23 protein-coding genes and 1 riboswitch are annotated in these 22586 nt (G+C 43.2%); of the genes, 17 read left to right on the forward strand and 6 right to left on the reverse strand.

All coding sequences use genetic code 11. The features are described 5' to 3' along the window. Positions 1-256: 256 nt before the first annotated feature. Both NQ095_RS14135 and NQ095_RS14140 read left to right on the forward strand, forming a co-directional pair. Complete coding sequence (locus NQ095_RS14135) at positions 257-1669, forward strand: SpoVR family protein (RefSeq protein WP_258264107.1); 1413 nt, start codon at positions 257-259, stop codon at positions 1667-1669. Positions 1670-1788: 119 nt separating this feature from the next. Further along, complete coding sequence (locus NQ095_RS14140) at positions 1789-2133, forward strand: hypothetical protein (protein WP_258264108.1); 345 nt, start codon at positions 1789-1791, stop codon at positions 2131-2133. 82 nt (positions 2134-2215) lie between these two features. On the opposite strand, the gene NQ095_RS14145 is transcribed toward NQ095_RS14140, so the two are convergent. After that, a complete protein-coding gene (locus tag NQ095_RS14145; RefSeq protein ID WP_258264109.1) occupies positions 2216-2872 on the reverse strand; it encodes a YczE/YyaS/YitT family protein in 657 nt (218 codons plus the stop codon). Positions 2873-3073: 201 nt separating this feature from the next. Here NQ095_RS14145 and NQ095_RS14150 point away from each other — a divergent pair, with 201 nt between their 5' ends. After that, the gene (locus NQ095_RS14150) at positions 3074-4681 is read left to right on the forward strand and encodes an SLC13 family permease (RefSeq protein ID WP_258264110.1); all 1608 of its coding nucleotides are present in this window, start codon (positions 3074-3076) and stop codon (positions 4679-4681) included. A gap of 38 nt (positions 4682-4719) precedes the next feature. On the opposite strand, the gene NQ095_RS14155 is transcribed toward NQ095_RS14150, so the two are convergent. Then, positions 4720-5496, reverse strand: a complete 777-nt coding sequence (locus NQ095_RS14155) for a 3-hydroxybutyrate dehydrogenase (RefSeq protein WP_258264111.1) — start codon at positions 5494-5496, stop codon at positions 4720-4722. A gap of 193 nt (positions 5497-5689) precedes the next feature. Then, entirely contained in the window at positions 5690-7015 is a 1326-nt protein-coding gene (locus tag NQ095_RS14165; protein ID WP_258264240.1) for a hemolysin family protein, read from the reverse strand. A 306-nt stretch (positions 7016-7321) separates the two neighbouring features. Here NQ095_RS14165 and NQ095_RS14170 point away from each other — a divergent pair, with 306 nt between their 5' ends. The 3 genes from NQ095_RS14170 to NQ095_RS14180 all read left to right on the forward strand — a co-directional run bounded on the left by NQ095_RS14170 (position 7322) and on the right by NQ095_RS14180 (position 9043). Next, on the forward strand, positions 7322-7651 hold the full coding sequence (locus NQ095_RS14170; RefSeq protein WP_258264112.1) for a hypothetical protein: 330 nt from the start codon (positions 7322-7324) through the stop codon (positions 7649-7651). A gap of 175 nt (positions 7652-7826) precedes the next feature. Next, positions 7827-8720, forward strand: coding sequence for a cation diffusion facilitator family transporter (locus tag NQ095_RS14175; RefSeq protein WP_258264113.1), 894 nt, complete (start codon positions 7827-7829; stop codon positions 8718-8720). Between the two features lie 137 nt (positions 8721-8857). Further along, complete coding sequence (locus NQ095_RS14180; protein WP_258264114.1) at positions 8858-9043, forward strand: Fur-regulated basic protein FbpA; 186 nt, start codon at positions 8858-8860, stop codon at positions 9041-9043. Between the two features lie 51 nt (positions 9044-9094). Here the strand turns inward: NQ095_RS14180 and NQ095_RS14185 are convergent, their stop codons facing one another. Further along, positions 9095-9997: an aldo/keto reductase gene (locus NQ095_RS14185; RefSeq protein ID WP_258264115.1), complete on the reverse strand. Its 903-nt coding sequence runs from the start codon at positions 9995-9997 to the stop codon at positions 9095-9097. Between the two features lie 86 nt (positions 9998-10083). Here NQ095_RS14185 and NQ095_RS14190 point away from each other — a divergent pair, with 86 nt between their 5' ends. The 8 genes from NQ095_RS14190 to splB all read left to right on the forward strand — a co-directional run bounded on the left by NQ095_RS14190 (position 10084) and on the right by splB (position 16323). Beyond that, on the forward strand, positions 10084-11007 hold the full coding sequence (locus NQ095_RS14190; RefSeq protein WP_258264116.1) for a phosphotransferase enzyme family protein: 924 nt from the start codon (positions 10084-10086) through the stop codon (positions 11005-11007). 49 nt (positions 11008-11056) lie between these two features. Continuing rightward, positions 11057-11165, forward strand: a riboswitch (TPP riboswitch). 171 nt (positions 11166-11336) lie between these two features. Continuing rightward, positions 11337-12323: an ABC transporter substrate-binding protein gene (locus NQ095_RS14195; protein ID WP_258264117.1), complete on the forward strand. Its 987-nt coding sequence runs from the start codon at positions 11337-11339 to the stop codon at positions 12321-12323. A 12-nt stretch (positions 12324-12335) separates the two neighbouring features. Then, on the forward strand, positions 12336-12629 hold the full coding sequence (locus tag NQ095_RS14200) for a thiamine-binding protein (protein ID WP_258264118.1): 294 nt from the start codon (positions 12336-12338) through the stop codon (positions 12627-12629). After that, a complete protein-coding gene (locus NQ095_RS14205) occupies positions 12626-13387 on the forward strand; it encodes an ABC transporter permease (protein ID WP_258264119.1) in 762 nt (253 codons plus the stop codon). Before NQ095_RS14200 ends, NQ095_RS14205 begins: the two co-directional genes overlap by 4 nt. Before the next feature lies 1 nt (position 13388). Beyond that, on the forward strand, positions 13389-14126 hold the full coding sequence (locus NQ095_RS14210) for an ABC transporter ATP-binding protein (RefSeq protein ID WP_258264120.1): 738 nt from the start codon (positions 13389-13391) through the stop codon (positions 14124-14126). Further along, the gene (locus NQ095_RS14215) at positions 14119-14898 is read left to right on the forward strand and encodes a TatD family hydrolase (RefSeq protein WP_258264121.1); all 780 of its coding nucleotides are present in this window, start codon (positions 14119-14121) and stop codon (positions 14896-14898) included. The genes NQ095_RS14210 and NQ095_RS14215 overlap by 8 nt, the downstream gene beginning before the upstream one ends. 139 nt (positions 14899-15037) lie before the next feature. After that, complete coding sequence (locus NQ095_RS14220; protein ID WP_258264122.1) at positions 15038-15283, forward strand: transcriptional regulator SplA domain-containing protein; 246 nt, start codon at positions 15038-15040, stop codon at positions 15281-15283. A gap of 11 nt (positions 15284-15294) precedes the next feature. Continuing rightward, positions 15295-16323 (forward strand): spore photoproduct lyase, encoded by a 1029-nt coding sequence (gene splB, locus NQ095_RS14225; protein WP_258264123.1) that lies wholly within the window; start codon positions 15295-15297, stop codon positions 16321-16323. A gap of 45 nt (positions 16324-16368) precedes the next feature. Here splB and NQ095_RS14230 read toward each other — a convergent pair whose 3' ends face one another. Then, positions 16369-16797: a low molecular weight phosphatase family protein gene (locus NQ095_RS14230; RefSeq protein WP_258264124.1), complete on the reverse strand. Its 429-nt coding sequence runs from the start codon at positions 16795-16797 to the stop codon at positions 16369-16371. Positions 16798-17170: 373 nt separating this feature from the next. On the opposite strand from NQ095_RS14230, the gene NQ095_RS14235 reads away from it, so the two are divergent. The 3 genes from NQ095_RS14235 (at position 17171) to putP (ending at position 21039) form a co-directional block, all read left to right on the forward strand. Next, positions 17171-18415, forward strand: coding sequence for a dicarboxylate/amino acid:cation symporter (locus NQ095_RS14235; protein WP_258264125.1), 1245 nt, complete (start codon positions 17171-17173; stop codon positions 18413-18415). A gap of 216 nt (positions 18416-18631) precedes the next feature. Beyond that, positions 18632-19195, forward strand: coding sequence for an NAD(P)H oxidoreductase (locus NQ095_RS14240; RefSeq protein WP_258264126.1), 564 nt, complete (start codon positions 18632-18634; stop codon positions 19193-19195). A gap of 374 nt (positions 19196-19569) precedes the next feature. Further along, complete coding sequence (gene putP / locus NQ095_RS14245) at positions 19570-21039, forward strand: sodium/proline symporter PutP (protein ID WP_258264127.1); 1470 nt, start codon at positions 19570-19572, stop codon at positions 21037-21039. Between the two features lie 51 nt (positions 21040-21090). On the opposite strand, the gene NQ095_RS14250 is transcribed toward putP, so the two are convergent. Then, complete coding sequence (locus tag NQ095_RS14250) at positions 21091-22488, reverse strand: cryptochrome/photolyase family protein (protein ID WP_258264128.1); 1398 nt, start codon at positions 22486-22488, stop codon at positions 21091-21093. Positions 22489-22586: the final 98 nt, after the last annotated feature.

The following is a 22586-nucleotide window of genomic DNA, read 5'->3' on the forward strand; positions in this document are numbered from 1 at the left end:
AGGCAAAGGGGCGCCTTCTTATCCCATTCATCTTATGCTTGTCGCCTCTGCCCAACCCGCCTCCGCTTTTCTTTGTCCAGCTCCAGGGGCTTGGGGCTCGAGGTCATAAGCCAAGTCACCCATAAAGGCAAAGTGCGCCTTTCCGGGTGACTCGTCTTATGCTTGTCGCCCCAGAACGAGCCCCTTCCGCTTTTCTTTTCATCAAATCACCTTTCTCTTCATACATTTAGATAAGAGTATAAAGAGGGGGATGAAGATGAATTTAGAGGAGCAGAAGAATTTGCAAAATGCGATAGGGGAGATTACGGAGATTGCAGACGGTTTTGGTCTGGATTTTTATCCGATGCGTTATGAGATTTGTCCTGCTGACATTATATATACATTTGGGGCTTATGGGATGCCGACACGGTTTTCTCACTGGAGTTTCGGGAAGCAGTTCCATAAGATGAAACTTCAGTATGATTTGGGGTTGAGTAAGATTTATGAGCTCGTAATCAATTCGGATCCTTGTTATGCGTTTTTGCTGGATTCGAATTCTCTTATTCAGAATAAATTGATTGTCGCTCACGTGCTGGCACACTGTGATTTCTTTAAAAACAATGTCCGGTTCCAGAATACGAAACGGGATATGGTGGAAAGTATGGCGGCTACTGCTGAACGGGTACGCAGATATGAGATTGAGCACGGAAAACAGGAAGTTGAGAATTTCCTCGATGCGGTTCTTGCCGTGGATGAACACATCGATCCTTCCCTGATGCGTCCGAAGCTGTCGTGGACAATGGATGATGTAGAGTGGGAAGAGGAGGAAGTGAATCATGCATCCCCTTATGATGATCTGTGGTCACTTGACGAAAAGCCGAAAAGCAGGGAAAAGAAGAAGGTGAAGAAAAAGTTTCCTCCCCAGCCGGAGAAGGACATTCTTCTTTTCATCGAACAGTACAGCAGGGAATTATCGGACTGGCAGCGGGATATATTGACGATGATGAGGGAAGAAATGCTGTATTTCTGGCCACAGCTTGAAACGAAGATCATGAATGAAGGTTGGGCCTCGTATTGGCATCAGCGGATCATTCGTGAAATGGATCTGACAAGTGGTGAATCGATCGAGTTTGCCAAGTTGAATGCTGGTGTCGTACAGCCGTCCAGGACACAGATCAATCCCTATTATCTCGGTCTGAAGATTTTCGAAGATATTGAGGATCGGTTCGATAACCCGACGGAAGAAATGAAAAAACGGGGGGTAAAGCCGAATTCCGGTCGTGAAAAAATGTTTGAAGTGCGTGAAATCGAATCGGATATTTCCTTTTTACGAAACTATTTAACGAAGGATCTGGTGATGAGAGAAGATATGTACTTGTTCCAAAAACAGGGGAAGGATTATAAAATTGTCGATAAGGAATGGACCCATGTCCGGGATCAGCTTGTGGGCATGAGGGTGAATGGCGGTTTCCCTTACATCACAGTGAATGATGGGGACTACATGAAGAGCGGAGAGCTCTATCTTAAGCACTGGTTTGAGGATGTTGAGCTTGATATTAAATATTTGGAAAAGGTTTTACCTTATTTGCACCAGCTCTGGGGAAGACCGGTCCATATCGAGACTCACGTGGAGAACAGGGATATGCTTTTTACGTATGACGGAAGGAGCGTCCAGCGAAAATATTTATAACAACGCGTGGAGTCGCATTCAGTAGAAGAATCCTGAGGCGGCTCTTTTTTTGTTCTAAAAATGATGGACTAAGTTTATACATTGTAGAGTAGACGATTATTGATCGAGGAGGAGATAGGATGGCGGATGTTGAAGTCTTTATCGGTGATTTGACGGACCGGACATTCCATTATGAAGGGGGAGACTGGAATCATAATTACCCGAAGCGGATCAGTCCGTTCTTTCCTAAAGGCTACGAACTGTTTTTTACCCTGTTGGATGGCATTTACTATAGGAAATACGAAGGCAGGCAAACAGACTGGGGAAGCCACACCTGCCTGATGTACCCTGAGGAAATGCTGTCTGTGCTGGAAGACTACTATAAGAGAGAGCAGGATAATGATGAGGTGCAGCAATTGTTTCAATTCATTAAGAAGCTGGACCATGGACGGCAATATGGATTAGTGGCATGCGAAATGTCATGACGTTTAAAGGACAAACTGCCTGAGGCGGTTTGTCCTTATTGATCCAGCTCCAGGGGCTCATATGCTAAATGGTCCATTCATCCTATGCTTGTCGTCTCTGACCAAGCCGCCTCCGCTTTTCATTGCTTAGATCCGGAAACCGGGTATGGAGTTTTCCGGTGAAGTATAGAAACGATTTTTGGAAGATGGGACTTTGGATGAACGTATAAATAAATGTGAAAATGAAGACCGGTCCGGAGAGGAGTAGACCGATCAGTAAGATGGTGCACTCGCATATGATCCGGACTCTGCTGATGGAAAGATTGGTCAAATCTGAAATGGTTAGCATGAATCCGTCCCTTGGTCCCGTTCCAAGATGAGCAGCAGAATACAGGCCGCCTCCAACCCCCATCAACAGAATGGCAGACAAGAGAATCAGAATATCAATAACCGGACCCGTTTGTGGGGGAAGCAAATCATAAAAAAGGAAAAAGTCAACAAGCATGCCGACCATTACTCCATTCAGGATGGTTCCGATTTGAATATATTTCCCTTTCAAGATAAGCGTGCCTGCTATTAGAGTGGCACCGACGATGATATTCCAGGTTCCGATCGTTAGCCCGAACTTTTCAAACATGGCGATATTTAAAACATCCCATGGGTGAATGCCTAAGTATTGGACTTTAATGGACATGCTGATTCCATAGCTGAAAATAAGTAACCCGATTACAAAATAGCTGATTTGCCAATAGATTTTCATCGTTTCTCCTTTATATCTGACCGTCATCTCTACTCTAACATTATTTTACAATGAAACGCTTTATGATGAAATGGTCCTTTTTTCATTCTGTTTATGAAAAATGAGGAATGAGTCAATTTGACAAATTGTGGTTGATACTTGTTTATATCTGTTTCTTCAAGGGGTATGGTCCTGTATGAGAAGAAAAGGGGGAATAGGTGAATGCAAACAGCGAAAGATGCTTGGAAAACGCTATGGGGGTGGCATGGTGATGTATTGGAGACGATCAGGTTTTTTACATCAGGAAGTACTCCAGTTGGGGTAAATGGAGGGGTGCAGACGGATCGCTCTCCAGAACCTTCTGCAAATCCCGGGCAGAAAATCGGCTTTGTTTTAGGGCCGCTTTTATTTTTTCTAATCATTCTGTTCTTTTCTCCTGAAGGATTGTCCAAAGAAGCAGTGGCGGTCCTTGCCGGAACAGTCTGGATTGCTACTTGGTGGATTACAGAAGCGATCCCGATACCGGCTACATCCCTTCTGCCGATCATTCTGTTTCCAGTTACCGGGGCACTACAGTCGGGGGATGTTACATCTGCCTATGGGGATGGGACCATCTTTTTGTTTATGGGAGGGTTCATCATAGCGATTGCCATGGAAAAATGGAATTTACATAAGAGAATCGCCATGAACATCATCCTGCTGATAGGGACAAGTACGGAACGCATCGTCCTGGGGTTTATGCTTGCAACCGGATTTCTGTCCATGTGGATTTCGAACACGGCAACGGCCATGATGATGCTGCCTATCGGAACCGCAGTGATCTACCAGGTGAATGAAAGTTTAAAAAAAGAGGGAGCGAAAAGGACAGGGCACTTCAGTAAAGTAATCATGCTGGGGATTGCCTACAGTGCATCAATCGGAGGATTAGGGACATTAATTGGGACGCCCCCGAATACCATATTCGCTGCAGTTTTAAAACAGCTATATGGAATCGATTTTTCCTTTGCCAAATGGATGCTTTTCGGAGTGCCTCTTGCAGCCATTCTCCTCATCGCTACATGGTGGTACCTTATTAAATTGGCGTTTCCTTTGAAAATAAAAGAACTGCCGGGGGGGAGGGAAATCGTCGAAAAGGAAAACCGCTCCCTCGGGCGCATTTCATTTGAGGAAAAGCTCGTTCTCACTGTCTTTTCAGTCACTGCTCTATGCTGGATCACACGGTCGTTCTTATTGAACCAGTGGATCCCTTCTTTGGATGACACGATCATTGCCATGACCGGCGCCATTGCCCTCTTTCTTCTTCCAGGAAGAAAAGAGGCAAGGTTGATCAATTGGGAGGATGCAAAGAAGCTTCCATGGGGAATCCTTCTTCTATTCGGGGGAGGACTTGCCATTGCCAAAGGGTTCAAGGAAACGGGATTGGCTGAGTGGATCGGAAAGCAGTTGACGGTCCTTGAAGGGGTATCCTTTATTATCATCCTTGCAGCTGTGACCATTTTTGTTATATTCCTGACGGAAATCACGTCCAATACGGCTACAGCGACGATGATGTTTCCGATAATGGCAGCATTGGCTGCCGCTTTGGACGTTCATCCTTACAGTCTGATGGTAGCCGCTGGACTTGCTGCCTCTTGTGCTTTCATGCTTCCGGTTGCAACTCCTCCGAACGCGGTTGTCTTCGGCTCTGGCTATATTAAAATGGGGGATATGGTGAAAGCTGGCATCTGGTTAAATTTGATAAGTATTATATTCATCACTCTTATGATTTATTTTGTGATGCCGCTTGTGTGGGGAGTAGACCTTAGTGCATTTCCCGTACACCTGAAGTAAAGAAAAATCGGATCAGAAAACCTGATCCGATTTTTCTGTTACTGAGCTGTATATCCACCATCCAACACAACCGCTTGACCTGTTACACCCTTTGCTTTGTCACTTGCAAGGAAGATGGTGTAGTCCGCAATTTCTTCTACTGATAGCAATCGTTTTTGTGGAACAAGGGGATAAATGACATCCTCTAACACCTTTTCAAGCTCAACACCACGGGTCGTGGAGATATCTTTCAGCTGGTTTCGGACAAGGGGGGTATCAACGTAACCAGGGCACATCGCATTGACAGTGATACCGTGCTCAGCACCTTCTAAGGCCGAGACTTTTGTCAATCCTATGACTCCATGCTTCGCGCTATTATAGGCAGCTTTGCCCGCAAATCCAATCAGGCCATTTATGGATGCCATATTGATGATTCGACCGAACTTCTGTTTTTTCATATGTGGAAAAGCAAATTTTGTTGCGATGAATGGGGCAGTAAGCATGATTTTGATTAATAGTTCGAACTTTTCAATCGGAAAGTCCTCAATGGGTGAAACATGTTGAAGACCAGCATTATTGATCAGGACATCTATCCGTCCGTAGTGTTCCACGGTCTTATTGATTCCCGCCTTGACTTCGTCTTCACTGGTTACGTCGCATTTAATGCCAAGGCATTCAAACCCCCTGCTTTTGAGTTCATCAACCGCTTCATCCAATCCTACTTGATTGATATCGGACAGAACGACCTTTGCACCGTTTTGAGCAAAATGTGCACCGATTTCAAATCCGATTCCTCTTGCAGCACCTGTAATAAACACCACTTTGTCATTGACCATTTTGATTTCCTCCTCGAAGTAGTAAATTCCCGAATTGGCTAGGATGATTGAGACAATTTCCGCGATTGTTGGAATAAGCAGCCCGACCACAGCAACATCTAAATAAGAATCTTTATAGCGAATAGGGTCAGAAGAGCGCCATTATGAGGCAGAATAGATACTCCGGAAGAGATGGACGCGGTCCTATGGGCTCTTAGTGAGACTCGTTCGCTTCAGACATATTCTTATTTATTTTGATGACTTCCAGGTACTGAATATGATGGCCGTCGATTTTCTTGACTTTAAAGCAATAGCCTTGTTCTTCGATTTTATCTTCAGGCTTGACTTCATATTTTTGAGTGAGGAACCAGCCTCCGATTGTATCGACTTCCTCTTCATCAATCGAGATGCCCAGAAGGTCATTCACATCTTCAATGAGCATGACGGCATCGAAAATATAATGATCTTCTTTAATCTTCTGGACTTCAGGAATTTCATCGATATCGAATTCATCCCGGATCTCACCGACGATTTCTTCAATGATGTCCTCTACTGTAACCAGGCCTGCCGTTCCGCCGTATTCATCAAGAAGAACGGCCATCGGGGAGCGTTCCTTTTGCAACTTGACGAGCAATGCTTGAATCGGGATGGTTTCAATGACGCGGATGACGGGCTTAATAAAGGAGGTCACATCCTCATGCTCGCTTTTATGATTCACGAGGGTCGTTAAGAGTTCCTTCACATTCACAATTCCAAGGATATTGTCTTTATCCCCATCCACTACAGGGTATCTCGTGTACCGCTCTTCTTTAATGACCGATAGTACTTCATCTATGGTGGATTCTGCAGATAGAGTCACGATGTTTGTCCGGGGAACCATGATTTCCTTGGCGATGCGCTCGTCAAATTCGAATATCTTATTCACATACCTGAATTCGGATGAGTTGATTTCACCGCTCTTGTAACTATCGGAAAGAATGATTCTGAGCTCTTCTTCCGAATGGGCGATTTCATGCTCTGAGGCCGGTTTCAAACCGAACATCCCTGTAAACACCCGTGCCGAACTATTCAAGGTCCAAATGAATGGATAAGCAATCCGGTAGAACCAAATCAAGGGCTTGGCGAATAGTAATGTGATTCTTTCAGCTTTTTGAATGGCAAAGGTCTTCGGGGCCAGTTCCCCTATCACCACATGCAGAAAGGTAATGACAGAAAAAGCCAGTGCGAATGAAATGATGCTTGAAATAGACGGATTTAAATCAATCTTCTCAAATGCCGGGTGGAGCAGCGTTTCAATGGTCGGTTCTCCTAACCACCCAAGTCCAAGGGAGGTGATGGTAATCCCCAACTGACAGGCAGAAAGGTATTCGTCCAGATGGGAAATGACCCTTTTCGCAGCAACGGCTGTTTGATTTCCTTCAGAGACCAACTGATCGATTCTTGAACCCCTTACTTTCACGATGGCAAATTCAGAAGCGACGAAGAAAGCTGTCAATCCGATTAATAGGGCAATAAGTAGTAAATTAATTAATATATCCAATGAGTAGAAGTCAAAAGAACGGGTAGTTTTCCCTTTCTTTCGCTTCAATCACCTCCTGTATGAAATAGTCATGATAACGAAATATTTGAGGGCAGAATGCCACTTGAAATCCTTTCGTATTGAGTATATCCTTTTTACGTATTACATCCCCATTTGTCCGATTGTCATTGAAATGCTATACATATTGGGTTATTCTGAAATATAACGATCAACCGGTATGATTCATGATTTCATCATAGTGAATATTTCTGAACAATACAATCATTTAGGATTCAAAACACTGGATAGTTGGAAAGGAGGACGATCATGGCAGACGTATTTAATCAAGAGTTTGTTGTATCCCTTATCATGGCCTTTTCGGTTTATATCATTATAAGAGGAGTAGCAATTTTCTTCGGCAAAGCAGGAAAAGGGTATCTTGAAAATCTTCAATCCCAAACAGGACGGTTATACCTGCACTTAATTGGAGGGTACTATATATTATCAGGTGTATTAGGCCTGCTTATTCCACGATTAGACTGGAAAACAGAAGACATCTACTTCGCCATCGCCATCTTTGCCATAACATCCGTGGTATTCTGGGTAACACTTGACCTCTTCATGAAGCGCGAACGTAAAAAACTTCAACAAAATTAATCCTTCAGCGAGCCCTGGGTTTTAGTCCGGGGTTTTTTTATGTTTATATATTGTCTTCTGTAACCTTCCTTGTCATAGGTTCGTAACAGATTTTTGCTTAATGAAAGCGACGGTACGTATAATATTAAGTAGTATGAGAGTACGTAGAAGAAAAAATCGGAAGGAGGGATATCATATGGGTCACGATAACAGGCATGGCCACAACCAAAATAAAAAAGCATTATTAATCAGCTTTCTTTTCATTTTTACTTTTATGATTGTTGAAGTGGTGGGGGGAGTCGTTACAAATAGTCTCGCCCTTCTTTCTGATGCAGGGCATATGCTCAGTGATGCAGCGGCACTTGGCCTTAGTCTGGCCGCTTTCTATATAGGGGAGAAGGCGTCGGATTTGGGGAAGACTTACGGGTACAAACGTTTTGAAATCGTAGCTGCTTTTCTGAACGGGATCACCCTGATTCTGGTTTCTCTTTATATCTTCTGGGAAGCTTACCGCCGCTTCATCGATACTCCAACTGTATCACCCGGTATGATGACCATCGCCGTAATTGGCTTGATTGTGAACATCATTGTCGCCTGGATCCTGACGAAAGGTGACAAAGAACATAATCTGAATGTCCGCAGTGCATTCCTTCATGTACTGGGGGATATGCTCGGATCAGTCGGGGCCATCATAGCGGGTCTTCTCATTTACTTCTTTGATTGGAATCTGGCAGACCCGATTGCTTCTGTCATCGTAGCGATTCTGATTGTCATTTCCGGATGGAGGGTGACGAAGGATTCCATTCATATATTGATGGAAGGTTCCCCGGGGGATGTGGATATGGAAAAGGTGTCAAAGAGCCTGTCTCAGGTACCGGGAGTCATGGAAGTCCATGACCTCCACGTATGGTCAATCACTTCTGATTTTAAAGCTTTAAGCTGCCATGTTGTCGTAGGGGATGAAGTGGATAGGGATGCAATCTTAGTACAGCTGACAGCTTTTCTTGAACATGAATTTGACATTCGTCACTCAACCATCCAGGTGGAAGGGGAAAACCTGTTGGAGGGGGATCATCATACTTGCACCTGATAAATTGGAAATAGTATGAAGGGATGCCCTCTGACGATTGAATCGACTGGGTTTTATTATGATGATTCAAGAAAACTGAAAAATGGATGTTTATGTATCGCCAAGATCGGGGTATATCCTCAACTGGAGGGATGAACATGCTACATCAAGAAACGAAATCTGAACAGAAGAAAACACCCGAAATTAAAAAAGATTTTTATATACAACAATTATTGAGGATCGGCGTCTATAAATCGTTCGGGAAGCAGCTTTATGAACTTTCAATGGATGAATTGCAGGATGTGTACCTTGAATATTATGTTGGTGGAGATATAGCTCAATAAAAAGACGACCCTTTAAAGAAAGGATCGTCTTTTTTCATGTGTGCATATCGCTTAAGGGATATCGTGTCCCATGGACGTCTGCAGGATTTCAAACCACTGATCATGGCTCAAAGAGATGGAAAGAGAGTCGATGGCATGTTGAATCCGTTCTTTTTTACCTGAACCGACGATCGGCATGATGTTGGCCGGATGATTAAGCAGCCAGGCATATAGTACCTGGTCGATCCCCGTCGCTCCTGTTTCCTCCTGCACTTTCTTTAATGTATGTTGAAGACGGACAGCTTTCCTATCTTCCCCTTTGAAGACCGCCCCGCCTGCCAGCGGTGACCAGGCCATGGGAGCCACACGCTTTTCCTGACAGAGGTTTAATGTGCCGTCCTCAAAGTTTTCCAGGTGGTAGGCGGATAATTCAATTTGGTTTGTAATCAATGGAAATGGTAAATAAGATTGAAGCATCTTCCACTGATGATCTTTAAAGTTGGAGACTCCAAAATGACGGACTTTCCCTTCTTCTTTTAACTGAGTGAAGGCTTCAGCTACCTCTTCGCCATTCATATATGGATCCGGTCTGTGGATCAACAATAGATCAATGTAGTCCGTCTTTAGTTGTTGGAGAGAATTTTCAACGGAGGTGAGAATATGTTTTTTACTGGTGTTGTAGTGATGCGTCTTATGCTCCGGACGATTGTCAGAAGGCAGGACAATGCCGCACTTTGTTACGATCTCCATTTTCTCCCGCAATGAGGGTTGGAGGGCAAGGGCCTCACCGAATAAGGTTTCACACGTATAAGAACCATAAATGTCGGCATGGTCAAAAGTTGTGATTCCTTTATCAAGATTGTGTTGGATTAAAGAAAGCGTTTCTTCCTTGGACTGCTTCCAGTCCGATAGTCTCCATAATCCGTGAATGATCCTCGAGAATGATAAATCTTCTGTCATTTGTATTCGTTGCATAGGGGAAACCTCTCTTCATATGGTATGCAGATTTTCTTTCATAGTCATACTACAAGTATATTACTATGTATTGAAAGGAAATAGAAATGATTGAACCTCTTCAGGATATTATGCGTCAGTGGGGAATGGAGCCTGCTTCAATGGAAACGCTTCTCCTTCATCCAAATGTTACGAAAGTGAAGGCAGAAGGAAAGACCTTCTATTTGAAAAGAAGAGAGTATTCTTCTATTGAAAATAGGATGGAGGAGCTCTATCTAACCTCTTACTTAATAAATAATCACCTCAAGGTTGAAACTCCCATATTAACTTCGTCGCACCTTCCGTATGTAAAAGAAGGAGAGCAACTTTATTCTTTTTATGAGGCACTTGAAGGAATGCCGTTAAAGGAATTTTCCATCGACTCACTGACAAAGGCGGGAACCAACCTTTCAACCCTACACCTCATCCTTAAAGAATATCAGTGTCATAATGAAGTGAAGGGCTGGGAGATTGAAAGGCATGTAAGAGAATGGGTGAACGAGCTGAATTCTGAATCGATCGGTAGAAGGGGACAGGTGATCTTATCAAAGATGAGGGGGTGGGGGACATCCTTTGAGTGTTTGCCCCATCAAATCGTTCATAGCGACTACAATCCGGGGAATATTTTGATGCAGGGAGGAGAGGTGAGCGGGATCATTGATTTTGAACGGATCCTTACAGCACCAAGGATTACTGACATCGGCTACTTCCTCGCAGGGATGCTTAAAAGGATCCCTGCAGAGAAAAAAGATCATTCTATTAAAGGGATCCGGTTTTTTATACAAGGATATGGAAAGCATGAACCTCTTACTGCAGGGGAGAGAAGAATGCTGCCGGCAATAGTCATTCTCTTCCTGCTGCAACATGCCTTTTTTTACTTTCAGCAGGGATATTCAGAAGCTAGTTCTTCGTGCATGGATTTTATCGAGGAAATGATTGAATCCGCTTATTTCCATGAAGTCTTTCAATATGAGAAGGAAAAGCTTGAATAACCTTTCGTTCTATGGCAAAGTAGGAAGGAAGATAACGTTTAATTTCATATTCCAAGTGTAGGGGGACCGGATTGCCGGTTGAGATTGTATCCTGTAGATACTGACCCTTTGAACCTGAACTGGCTGATACCAGCGTAGGAAACATTCTCTTAAACGATACATAACCTGTTTAACGATGCGTCCCACGGCTGAAGCTTGGGGCGTTTTTTTATTGTATCACGGACTTTACGTCTCAAACTCCACTGGTTTACATTCATTCTCTATAATAAGCGAAGAATAAATAATGGAATGAAACGTTATGACCGCAAAGAATCGAAGGAGGAGTCACCATGAAAAAGTGGATGTTCCTCATCTGCTCTGTACTTATTTTAACCGCCTGTAACGGTGGGAAAGACACAGCTGATGAGAAGAAGGACAATCTAAAAAAAGTAAGTGTCGTACTCGACTGGACACCGAATACCAACCACACCGGATTATATGTAGCGAAAGAAAAAGGCTACTTTAAGGATCAGGGATTGGATGTAGACATCATCCTGCCCGGAGAAGCAGGTGCCGATCAGCTCGTTGCATCAGGGAAAGCTGAATTTGGTGTTGGATATCAGGAAAGTGTCACTCAAGCGAGGGTCCAGGATGTACCCATCGTATCCATCGCTGCCATCATCCAGCATAATACGTCGGGGTTTGCTTCCCCGAAGAGTAAGGGTATTACTAAACCAAAGGATTTTGAAGGGAAAAGCTATGGCGGATGGGGGTCACCCGTGGAAAAAGCCGTCATGGATTCGATCATGAAGCAAGAACAAGCGGACGTGAAAAAAGTGAATTTCATAAACATGGGAGACACCGATTTCTTTACTGCCGTTAAACGCGATGTGGATTTCGCCTGGATTTATTATGGGTGGACAGGAATTGAAGCAGAACTTCGCGGTGAAGAGTTGAACATGATGTATGTAAAGGATTATTCTGATAAACTGGATTACTATACTCCAGTCCTCACAACAAATGAAAAAATGATCGATTCAGATCCTGAAACGGTCAAGGCATTCATGGCAGCTGCTTCCAAAGGGTACCAATACTCGATAGACAACCCGAAAGAGGCGGGGGAGATTCTGTTGGATGCAGCCCCGGATCTTGATAAAGAATTAGTCATGAAGAGTCAGGAATGGCTAGCACCCAAATATAAAGATGATGCTGACCGATGGGGAGAGCAGAAACTGGAAGTCTGGGAGAATTATGCACAATGGATGTATGAAAATGATTTATTAGATAAGAAACTCGAAAGCAAGAAAGCATTCACGAACGAATTCTTACCAAAATAAGAGGTGAATAAAATGGGGAACGCACTTGTAAGTATACAGATCATTCCGAAGACAAAGAACGGTGAAGATGTGATTCCATATGTGGATGAAGCGATCGCAATCATTGAAAAGTCCGGAGTACGATATGAAGTCCATCCTTTGGAAACGACGATGGAGGGGAATCTGTCGCAATTATTCAAGGTGATTGAACAGATGAATGAACGAATGATTGAAATTGGAAGCAAAAACGTCATATCCCAAATCAAAGTATTGTACCAGCCGGATGGGATCGAGATGAACGATTTAACGGAGAAATATAGAGGATGAAAACTTGGATTGCAAAAGGATGGAGACCCTTCTTGGTCCTCATCCTTTTATTCATCATTTGGGAAGCTGCCATCAACGTATTTAAGGTTCCAGCCTGGCTGATGCCGTCGCCTTCAGAGATATGGGAAGAAGGAATCGCTTCGTGGTCTGAGTTCAAGGGGCATTTCTCATCAACGGCATTCCTGACAATCGCAGGGTTTGCGATTGGCTGTTCAATTGGACTCGGGACAGCGGTCGTACTGCATCTCCTGCCAAAGGTAAGGGAAGCGGTTTATCCACTCATGATCCTGTCTCAGAATATACCCATCATTGTCTTGGCCCCTCTCCTTGTCATTTGGTTCGGATTCGGACTCCTTCCCAAGATCATCGTCATTACCCTGATTTGTTTCTTCCCGTTGGCCGTTTCGGCGATGGATGGATTCAGGCAGACGAATGGAGAGTATATCCTTTATATGAAAATGTCCGGTGCAACAAAAGGGCAGATATTCCGGAAAGTGGAGTGGCCGCATGCACTGCCTTCCATCTTCTCCGGTTTGAAAATCTCAGCTACCTATAGTGTGATGGGAGCGGTCATTTCGGAGTGGCTTGGTGCCCAAAAAGGGATTGGCGTCTATATGACACTTGCATCCTCTTCCTTCAGGACCGACAGGGTTTTTGTCGCCATTTTCATGATCATGCTCCTGAGCCTGCTGTTCTTTGGAGTCATTGTACTATTAGAAAAAATCATGGTGAAGTGGAATCGAAAGGAGGGCAAATGACATGACGACGTTATCAATACAAAATATGTCCAAATCCTTTGATGGTGAATTGATTCTCGATGATCTTTCCATTCAAGTAGGGGAAGGAGAGTTCGTTTCGATTCTTGGCCCTTCCGGAAGTGGGAAAAGTACGCTATTTCACGTGATCGGTGGGTTATTCGCACCCGATTCAGGAGATATAAAGCTCGATGGACAGACGATAAATGGCCGTAGAGGGTCCATCAGCTATATGCCACAAAGTCCGTCCCTCTTACCGTGGAGGACGGTGATCGAGAATGTGATGCTTGGTCAGGAGTTACACGGAAAGAGGGATAAGGAAATGGCAATGGGGATGATTGAACGCGCCGGTTTGAAGGGCTATGAGGACGCTTATCCTGAAGATCTCTCAGGTGGAATGAAACAGCGTGTCGCATTCATCCGTGCACTGGTCAGTCCTCAATCCTTTTTATGCCTGGATGAACCATTTTCTGCCCTTGACGAATTTACACGATTGGACATGCAGAGGTGGCTCCTTTCCATATGGGAGGAAGACTTAAGTTCGGTCCTGTTTGTCACTCATAATATCGATGAAGCCCTCTTCTTGTCGGACCGTATCATTGTGTTATCAACCAGACCGGCCCGTGTGCAAAAGGAGTTCAACGTGCCATTCCCGCGACCGCGTGACAAAGAAATCCTTCTAACCGAGGAGTTTCTGAAATGGAAAACGGATATCTTTGAGGAATTATCTCAATATGTGTAAATCATCGCTTATTGATGCTCATATTCATCTGGACTTATATGAAGTGGAAGAACGAGGGAAAATACTGCAGGAACTAGATCTTTATTCTGTGGATGCTCTCATTTCGGTATCCTTTCACCTTCAATCGTCCGAGCAAAATCTTGCATTTGCGAGGGGAGATAGACGGATAAAGGCAGCTGCCGGTTTTCATCCTGAACAAGAACTCCCATCAGAAAGGGAGGTAGAGGAACTTTTAGCATTTATTCAGAAGAATCGTAAAGATCTGGTTGCAATCGGGGAAGTCGGGTTGCCCTATTACAAAATGAAAGAAGAACCTTCACTTTCACTCTGTGGATATATAAAACTGTTGGAACTCTTTATCAAAGAATCAAAGCGGCTGAATAAACCCATCATCCTTCACGGGGTTTATGAACATGCTCCCATCATCTGCGGTTTATTAGAGAAGCATTCCGTTACAAGAGCCCATTTTCATTGGTTTAAAGGAGATCGTGAAACGATTAAAAGAATGGTCAGGAATGGTTACTTCGTTTCAATTACACCGGACGTCCTATATGAAGAGGAAATACAGCAATTGGTCAGGGACTACCCCATCGAAAGGCTGATGGTGGAAACGGACGGCCCTTGGCGGTTTGAAGGAGCCTTTCAAAAAAGAATGACTCATCCAGGTATGATGCACAGGTCCCTAGAGAAAATCGCAGAAATTAAAGGTTTGTCAGAAACAACTGTATATAAACAATTGTATAGGAATACGACTGAATTTTATAGGTTATAAAAAAAGAGGTTCCCAAGCTACTCGAGCACGGGAAGCCTCTTTTTTTGCAAGAAAAAACGATTAAACATCTTTTACCATCATATTTCTATCTCGATTGACAGAAAATGAAAGTAATGAATGATAGGAAAAGGTGAGAAAAATGGAATTGAACGATCATTATACGCCATATCGAGCTGGCGATGTTGTTTACGTGATTTACCGTAATCCGCATACTCAAAGTGTAGCCAATGTACAGGAAGCAGCGATTGTGCACGATCCGGAAAACCCAAACGAATTAGCATTATTTCTTTATGAAACCTATTATCCGTTAACACATGAAGTAGCCGTCTATTCTACCGAAGAAGAAGCAGAAGAGGCTTATTCACAATCATTTGGAGACCTGTAGGAGGGAATAATATGGTAAAGCCATTCGTGCCTCAATTGGTCTATTTTGAACCCAATGCACTGGATTACCCATTAGGAAAGCAATTAAAGGAAAAGTTCGAGAAAATGGATATAGAAATCCGCTATACCACTTCCCACAATCAGGTTCGAAATCTCCCTGGGGATAATCATTTTCAAAAATACAGGATCGCCAAATCAACGTTAGTGGTGGGCGTGCGGAAAACGCTGAAGTTCGATACCTCCAAGCCGTCAGCTGAATATGCCATACCGTTTGCGACAGGTTGTATGGGTCACTGCCATTATTGTTATCTGCAAACCACAATGGGGAGTAAGCCGTATATTCGCACGTATGTGAATGTAGATGAGATATTTGAGGCGGCAGATCGGTATATCGAGGAAAGGGCACCAGAATTTACGCGTTTTGAAGCAGCGTGTACCTCTGATATCGTCGGTGTGGACCATCTCACACATACGCTAAAGCGCGCGATCGAACATTTTGGTGAATCGGAGTATGGGAAGTTACGTTTCGTAACCAAATTTCATCACGTTGATCATTTGCTGGATGCGAAACATAATGGGAAGACAAGATTCCGCTTCAGTATCAACGCAGATTATGTCATTAAGAATTTTGAACCGGGTACATCCCCACTCGATAAAAGGCTGGAAGCAGCAGGTAAGGTTGCCAGGGCTGGGTATCCATTGGGTTTTATCGTAGCACCCATTTATATACATGAAGGATGGGAGGAAGGGTATAAGCGGATGTTCGAACACCTGGAAGCTCATCTCCCTGAAGAAGCGAAAAAAGATTTAACATTCGAATTCATCCAGCATCGCTTTACGAAGCCGGCGAAAAGAGTGATCGAGAAGAATTACCCGATGACGAAGCTTGAATTAAATGAAGAAGAACGGCGATATAAATGGGGAAAATACGGAATCGGGAAGTATATATACCAGAAGGACGAAGAGCAGGAAATCAAGGATCATCTGTATGCTTATATGGAGAAGCATTTTCCGCAAGCAAAGCTTGAGTATTTTACGTAAAAAAAGGGACTGATTACATTGAACGTCTCGTTGTAATCAGTCCTCTTAATGTAATTGTGGAAGTAAATGTTCTAAATCTTTTACCCGCATTGCAATCTCGTCACAGATTTCCTGGTAATGTACCCATTCTTCAATTAATGTCCCAGCACGCTTTCTTGGATTCGGTAAATTCCAATAGATGACTTTTTCTTCTAATTCAGAAGGAAGTTCAATCTTATCATCGTATTCTGTATCCTGAATCGCAACGATAACCGAGGCATCACCAAGTTCCTTCATCTCGATTCGCGAGAGAGGAAATGAACTTATATCGATACATAATTCTTTCATTGCCAGAACGCTGAATTCTGCGCGACTTTGAGCAACCCATCCCGCACTTTTAAATGACCAATCCGACACTTTGAGTTTCTCTGCCCAGCCTTCAGCTATCAGGCTGCGATGTTGACTACTTGAAAGAAAATAGACTGTTTTATTCATAATTGTATGTTCCTTTCTACTTTCATGCTGTTATTACTATTTACCCAATTGCGTATCATTTAATCCTTGAAAGAAGAAAAGAAATTATTGGAAAGGTTTACTTAGTAGAATGGATTCATTGAACTCCCTTAAATTATGACATATTCAAACAGATTCTAGTAAAATCGATGTGAATCTCCCATAACCATCTTTAATTATAAAAAAAATCAGTATAATGGGGAAAGGTGAATGAAGTTCTTTAACGAACAAGGCAGCCGGGGGGATGACAACGAAGGAATTCATTCAATAATTGGTATGAAAATTTTTGGTTTTATAAAAAAGATATAAGGGTAATATCTTTATATTATTTGGAAAATTATAGGGAGGTACATCTATGAAATTTAATTTGACAACAAAGATTATTACAGCCTTGATATTAGGGGCAGTAGTAGGATTGATTCTGAACATTTTCGCAAAAGATTTATTCGATATACTAGATCCTTATCTGTTCACACCTCTAGGAAAGATTTTCCTCAACCTGATCAGTATGCTTGTCGTTCCGATTGTTTTTCTTTCTATTGTTCTCGGTTCCGCAGGATTAGGGGACCCGAAGAAGCTAGGGAGAATCGGATTGAAGACGATCGTCTACTTTTTACTGACAACCTGTATCGCCATTGTGATTGGTTTGACTTTGGCATACATCATTGATCCTGGAATGGTAGAAGGCATCGACACATCTCAATCAGAAGGCTTTAAAACAGAAGAAGCTCCTCCTGTAGGGGAAACACTCATGAACATCATCCCTAAAAACCCCCTTACGGCCATGACCGAAGGCAATATGCTGCAAATTATAGCGTTTGCCATCTTCATCGGATTCGGATTAACGGCACTGGGTGAAAAGACAAAAGGAATTTTAAAACTTGTGGAGCAAGGGAACGATCTGATGATGTATCTCGTAACCCTTGTGATGAAATTCGCTCCGTACGGAACATTTGGATTGATCGCTTCAGCAATCGGCAGTCAGGGTTCCAGTGCCCTGAAAGCCATGTGGCTTTATTTCGTAGTTGTTTTAGCGGCTTTACTTGTACATGCCTTTATCACCTATGGCGGGACGATACTCTTACTCGCAAAGAAAAACCCAATATGGTTCTTCAAGAATTTCAGTCCTGCCATGAGTGTCGGGTTCAGTACATCAAGCAGTAATGCAACCCTCCCGATTTCGATGGACGTTGCCCAGCAGCGGCTTGGTGTCTCAAAACCGGTAAGTTCATTCGTCCAGCCCCTGGGAGCCACGATCAACATGGATGGAACGGCCATCATGCAAGGGGTTGCCACTGTGTTCATCTCTCAGGTATACAATGTGGATTTATCCATGGAACAGCTGATAACCGTCGTCCTCACGGCTGTACTTGCAAGTATCGGTACAGCAGGGGTGCCTGGTGTCGGATTGATCCTCCTGGCCATGGTCTTAAGCAGTGTCAATCTTCCTGTTGAAGGAATCGGTTTGATCCTTGGAATAGACCGTCTGTTGGACATGGCCCGTACGTCCATTAACATCTCAGGGGATGCTGCATGTGCCCTGTTTGTATCTGAGTCAGAGAAAAAACGGACCATTAAGATCCAAAGGGGCGAATCATAACCGTTCGCTCATCGTCATGGTGAAAGAAAAAAGGATGAAATCAATTCGATTTCATCCTTTTTTTGTAAAACGAAGCGGGTCGTGCCAGATATGTATGTTCTCCATATCGATTCGACAGATTATAGAAGACGGACTCTGTGAAAAATCCGGTATGTTATCCTAAGATAGTGAAAGCCGCAAAGTGATCACTGTATTCCATTTAAGGAGTTGTTTTTCTTGAAAGTACTGATGATTGTTGCCCATCCGCGATTGAACTCCCTCACATTTTCCATAACAAAGCATATTCAGAAAGGTCTTCATGACAAAGAATATAAGTCATCCATTTTAGATTTGTACAGGGAGGAATTCAATCCCCTACTTGATGAAAAGGGTGAAGAAGAGTGGGATAACCCTATGAAAGGGAAGCCTTCCTATATCGTTGAGAAGGAAAGGAAGAAATTAAAGCGATATGACGCCCTGATCTTTGTTTTCCCGATTTGGTGGTATGGTTTACCGGCCATCATGAAAGGGTATATTGATCGAGTCTTTACATATCCGGCATTCACTCAGATCAATCCTCAGAAGGTTCTTTGGGTCGGGCTTGCAGGTGAAACGAAAGAGGAATTTATTTCTAATGGTCATGATGAATCGTTGAGACACCAGTTAATAAAAGGGATTTCAGAAAAAATGGGAGTCATTGACAAAGAAGTGGAGATCTTTTTTGACACAATGGACAGGGATAAAAAATTTGATTATGAAAAAACTATGAATAAAGCGTATCTGCTTGGGACGTTATTTTGATTCAAGTGAGAAAAAAGTACTGTTTTTCAATAAATTTAAATAATTTTTTGTGAATAAATATTGAGTAATACTTGATATATGACGAAAATATCGAATATTATCGTATATTTATTCACGTATTTATCTCTGTCGAGAGCAGAAGACTTTAAAAAATTCTCGTTTATGGTATGATAATTCTTGTGTCTACAACAGCGGTAAAATTAACATTTAAAAATAAAGTGTATAAAAAATACACTTAAATGCATAAGGAGGAGGTACTTAATATGGGTGAAGAATTAACATTGGGAACCTGGTTATGGTTATTAATTCCGATGCCGACATTGATCATTTTATCAATCATTACTTTTTTTACAGAAAAAACAAAGGAGTAGATTATGGACATTAATATTCAAACGTTAACATCGATTATTATTTATTTAATTGGAATGGGTATTATTGGTTACATGGCAGCCAAGTTAACCAGCAATTTATCTGACTATGTGCTGGGAGGCAGGCGACTAACTGCCGGTGTAGCTGCCTTGAGTGCAGGCTCTTCCGACATGAGTGGTTGGTTGATGCTCGGTCTACCTGGTGCCGTATATGCCAGTGGTATGGGGTCAATCTGGTTAGCGATTGGTCTATCAGTAGGTGCTTACTTGAATTGGCAATTCGTTGCAAAGCCATTCCGGGTTTACACGGAAGTGGCGAATGATTCAATCACAGTACCGGATTTCTTTGAAAATCGTTTTCACGATTCAAGCAAAATTCTTCGAGTGTTCTCTGCTATCATCATCCTGATCTTCTTTACGTTCTATACTTCATCAAGTTTAGTGGGTGGAGCAATCTTACTTGAAGAATCTTTTAACATGGATTACCGATTAGCTTTATGGGTTGGTGCAGGGGTTATCCTCTCTTATACGTTCTTTGGAGGATTTCTTGCAGCCAGCTGGACAGACTTCATTCAAGGGATCTTGATGTTCCTTGCTTTAATCATCATTCCGATTGTAGCCATTTCCGAGATTGGCGGCTGGGATGCAACGGTGAATGCCGTATCAAACATTGATCCATCTTACTTGAATGTATACACGGGAGCGACCTTCGTTTCAGTTGTATCGCTTCTGGCATGGGGCTTGGGTTATTTCGGACAGCCTCATATCATTGTACGTTTTATGGGTATCAAATCAACGAGAGAAATACCTAAAGCACGTTTAATTGGTATGGTGTGGATGATTGTCTCCCTATTTGGAGCCATCTTCATCGGTTTCTCTGGTATTGCGTATTTCGCCGATTCACCGTTAGAAAACTCTGAAACGGTGTTCATTATGTTCTCACAAGTATTGTTCAATCCTTGGGTAGCCGGTTTCTTACTTGCGGCCATCCTATCCGCAATCATGAGCACAGTGGATTCTCAGCTTCTTGTTTCATCAAGTGCACTGGCTCAGGATTTCTATAAAGCGATTTTCCGAAAAGAAGCAAGCCAAAAAGAAGAAGTATTGGTTGGTCGAATTTCGGTAGTGGTCATCGCGATCCTTGCCATTTTCCTAGGATATGACCGCGATAGTAAAGTACTTGAGTTAGTCAGCTATGCATGGGCAGGATTCGGTGCTGCCTTTGGACCGGTCGTGATCTTGAGCTTATTCTGGAAACGCATGACACGTAACGGTGCCCTTGCAGGTATGATTACGGGTGCGGTAACGGTCATTGTATGGAAGCAGTTGTCTGGAGGACTCTTCGATGTTTATGAGCTCCTTCCAGGATTCATCTTCGCGACCATCGCGATCTTTATCTTCAGTTTTGTTGGTAATCCTCCTGCCAAAGAAGTACAGGAAGAGTTCGAAACTGTTAAGTTGCGTCTGAAAGAATAACGTATGATCCAGAAAGGACCCGATACGAGCGTATCGGGTCCTTTTTTTGCATTATTTTATCTCCTCATAGTGCTCCAATGCCCTTTTCCTGGCTGCCTTGTGATCGACGACAGGATATGGATAATCCACTCCAAGGGTTATGCCGGCACTTTTCAACACATCGCCGGGAGCGTCTGAAGGTTTGTGTATATATCGATTTGGAAGATGACTCAATTCAGGAACCCACATCCGTATATAAGTCCCTTCTTTATCAAATTTTTCACTTTGAAGGGTAGGATTGAAGATCCGGAAGTAAGGTGCTGCATCAAATCCTGAGCCTGCCACCCACTGCCACCCCATGGAGTTATTGGCAAGGTCTGCGTCGATCAGCGTATCAAGAAACCACTCTGCTCCCTTTTGCCATGGGATGAGCAGGTGCTTCGTGAGGAAGGATGCCACAATCATTCGCACCCGATTATGCATGAGGCCTGTTGCCCACAATTCCCTCATCCCTGCGTCGACGATGGGATAACCGGTTTTTCCTTTTGTCCATTTTTCCCATCCTTCATCATCACTGTGCCAATGGAATTCGGCAAACTTTTCATTAAGTGGACGTATTGGCGACTCGGGATAATGAAGGAGGACTGAATAGGAGAATTCCCTCCATATAAGCTGCTTCATAAAAGGTTCGATGGGTTTGCTCTCCATATCAATGAGGGCATGATAGATTCCCCTGACAGAAATGACCCCGAGAGCCAAATAAGGGGACAGGGTGGAATGTAGTCCCTTGCCCGGGAAATCTCTACCTTCTGAATAATCATGTAATCTTTTAGTAAAGAATGAATTCATCCTTTTGAATGCAGCTTCTTCACCGGGGTCCCATATACTTTCCATGATGTGATACCAGGGGATGGTCGGAAGGAGATCTAATTCGTTCAGGGTCATCCCGTCATCTTGAAGCTGTGGAACCGACATCCGTTTAAGAGCTGGAAGGGGCTTTGGGATTTCTTCTTTCCTGAGTGATCGGTAATAAGCCGAGTACACCTTATATGGAGTACCGTCATCCTTTTTGATTTTCCAAGGGGGTAGAAGAAGGGTCCCTTCGAACGTTTTGACTTGGATGCCTTGGGAAGATAAGGACTGGGCCATCGTACGATCCCTTTGATATATATCGGGCTCGTATATCCGATTCCAGTAAACTGCTTTTGCATTTGTGTTCTTCACCCATTGGGAAAGGACTTCTTCCACTTTTCCCTTATCCAGCCATAATCGGCCGTTAATCGATTGAAGGGTGTGCTGGTAGGTCTCGATATTACGGTGCAGCCACCACTTCTTTGCTTCACCGAGGGTGGTTTCCTCATCCAAGATATACAGGGGGATCACGTGCCCTACCTGACAAGCTGCATAGAGAGCGGGGTGATCGTGAATCCTTAAGTCCTCCCTGATTAGAACGATGATGGGATTCTTCACCTTGATTCCTCCTTTGAGACGGTGCTATTTTTAGCGCATGTTTGCAAATGTTTTAAATGAATTCTAAGTAGAAGTATAATGAATCATTGAGTGGTATT

This window comes from Rossellomorea sp. SC111, from assembly GCF_024733565.1.
Lineage (GTDB): Bacteria > Bacillota > Bacilli > Bacillales > Bacillaceae_B > Rossellomorea.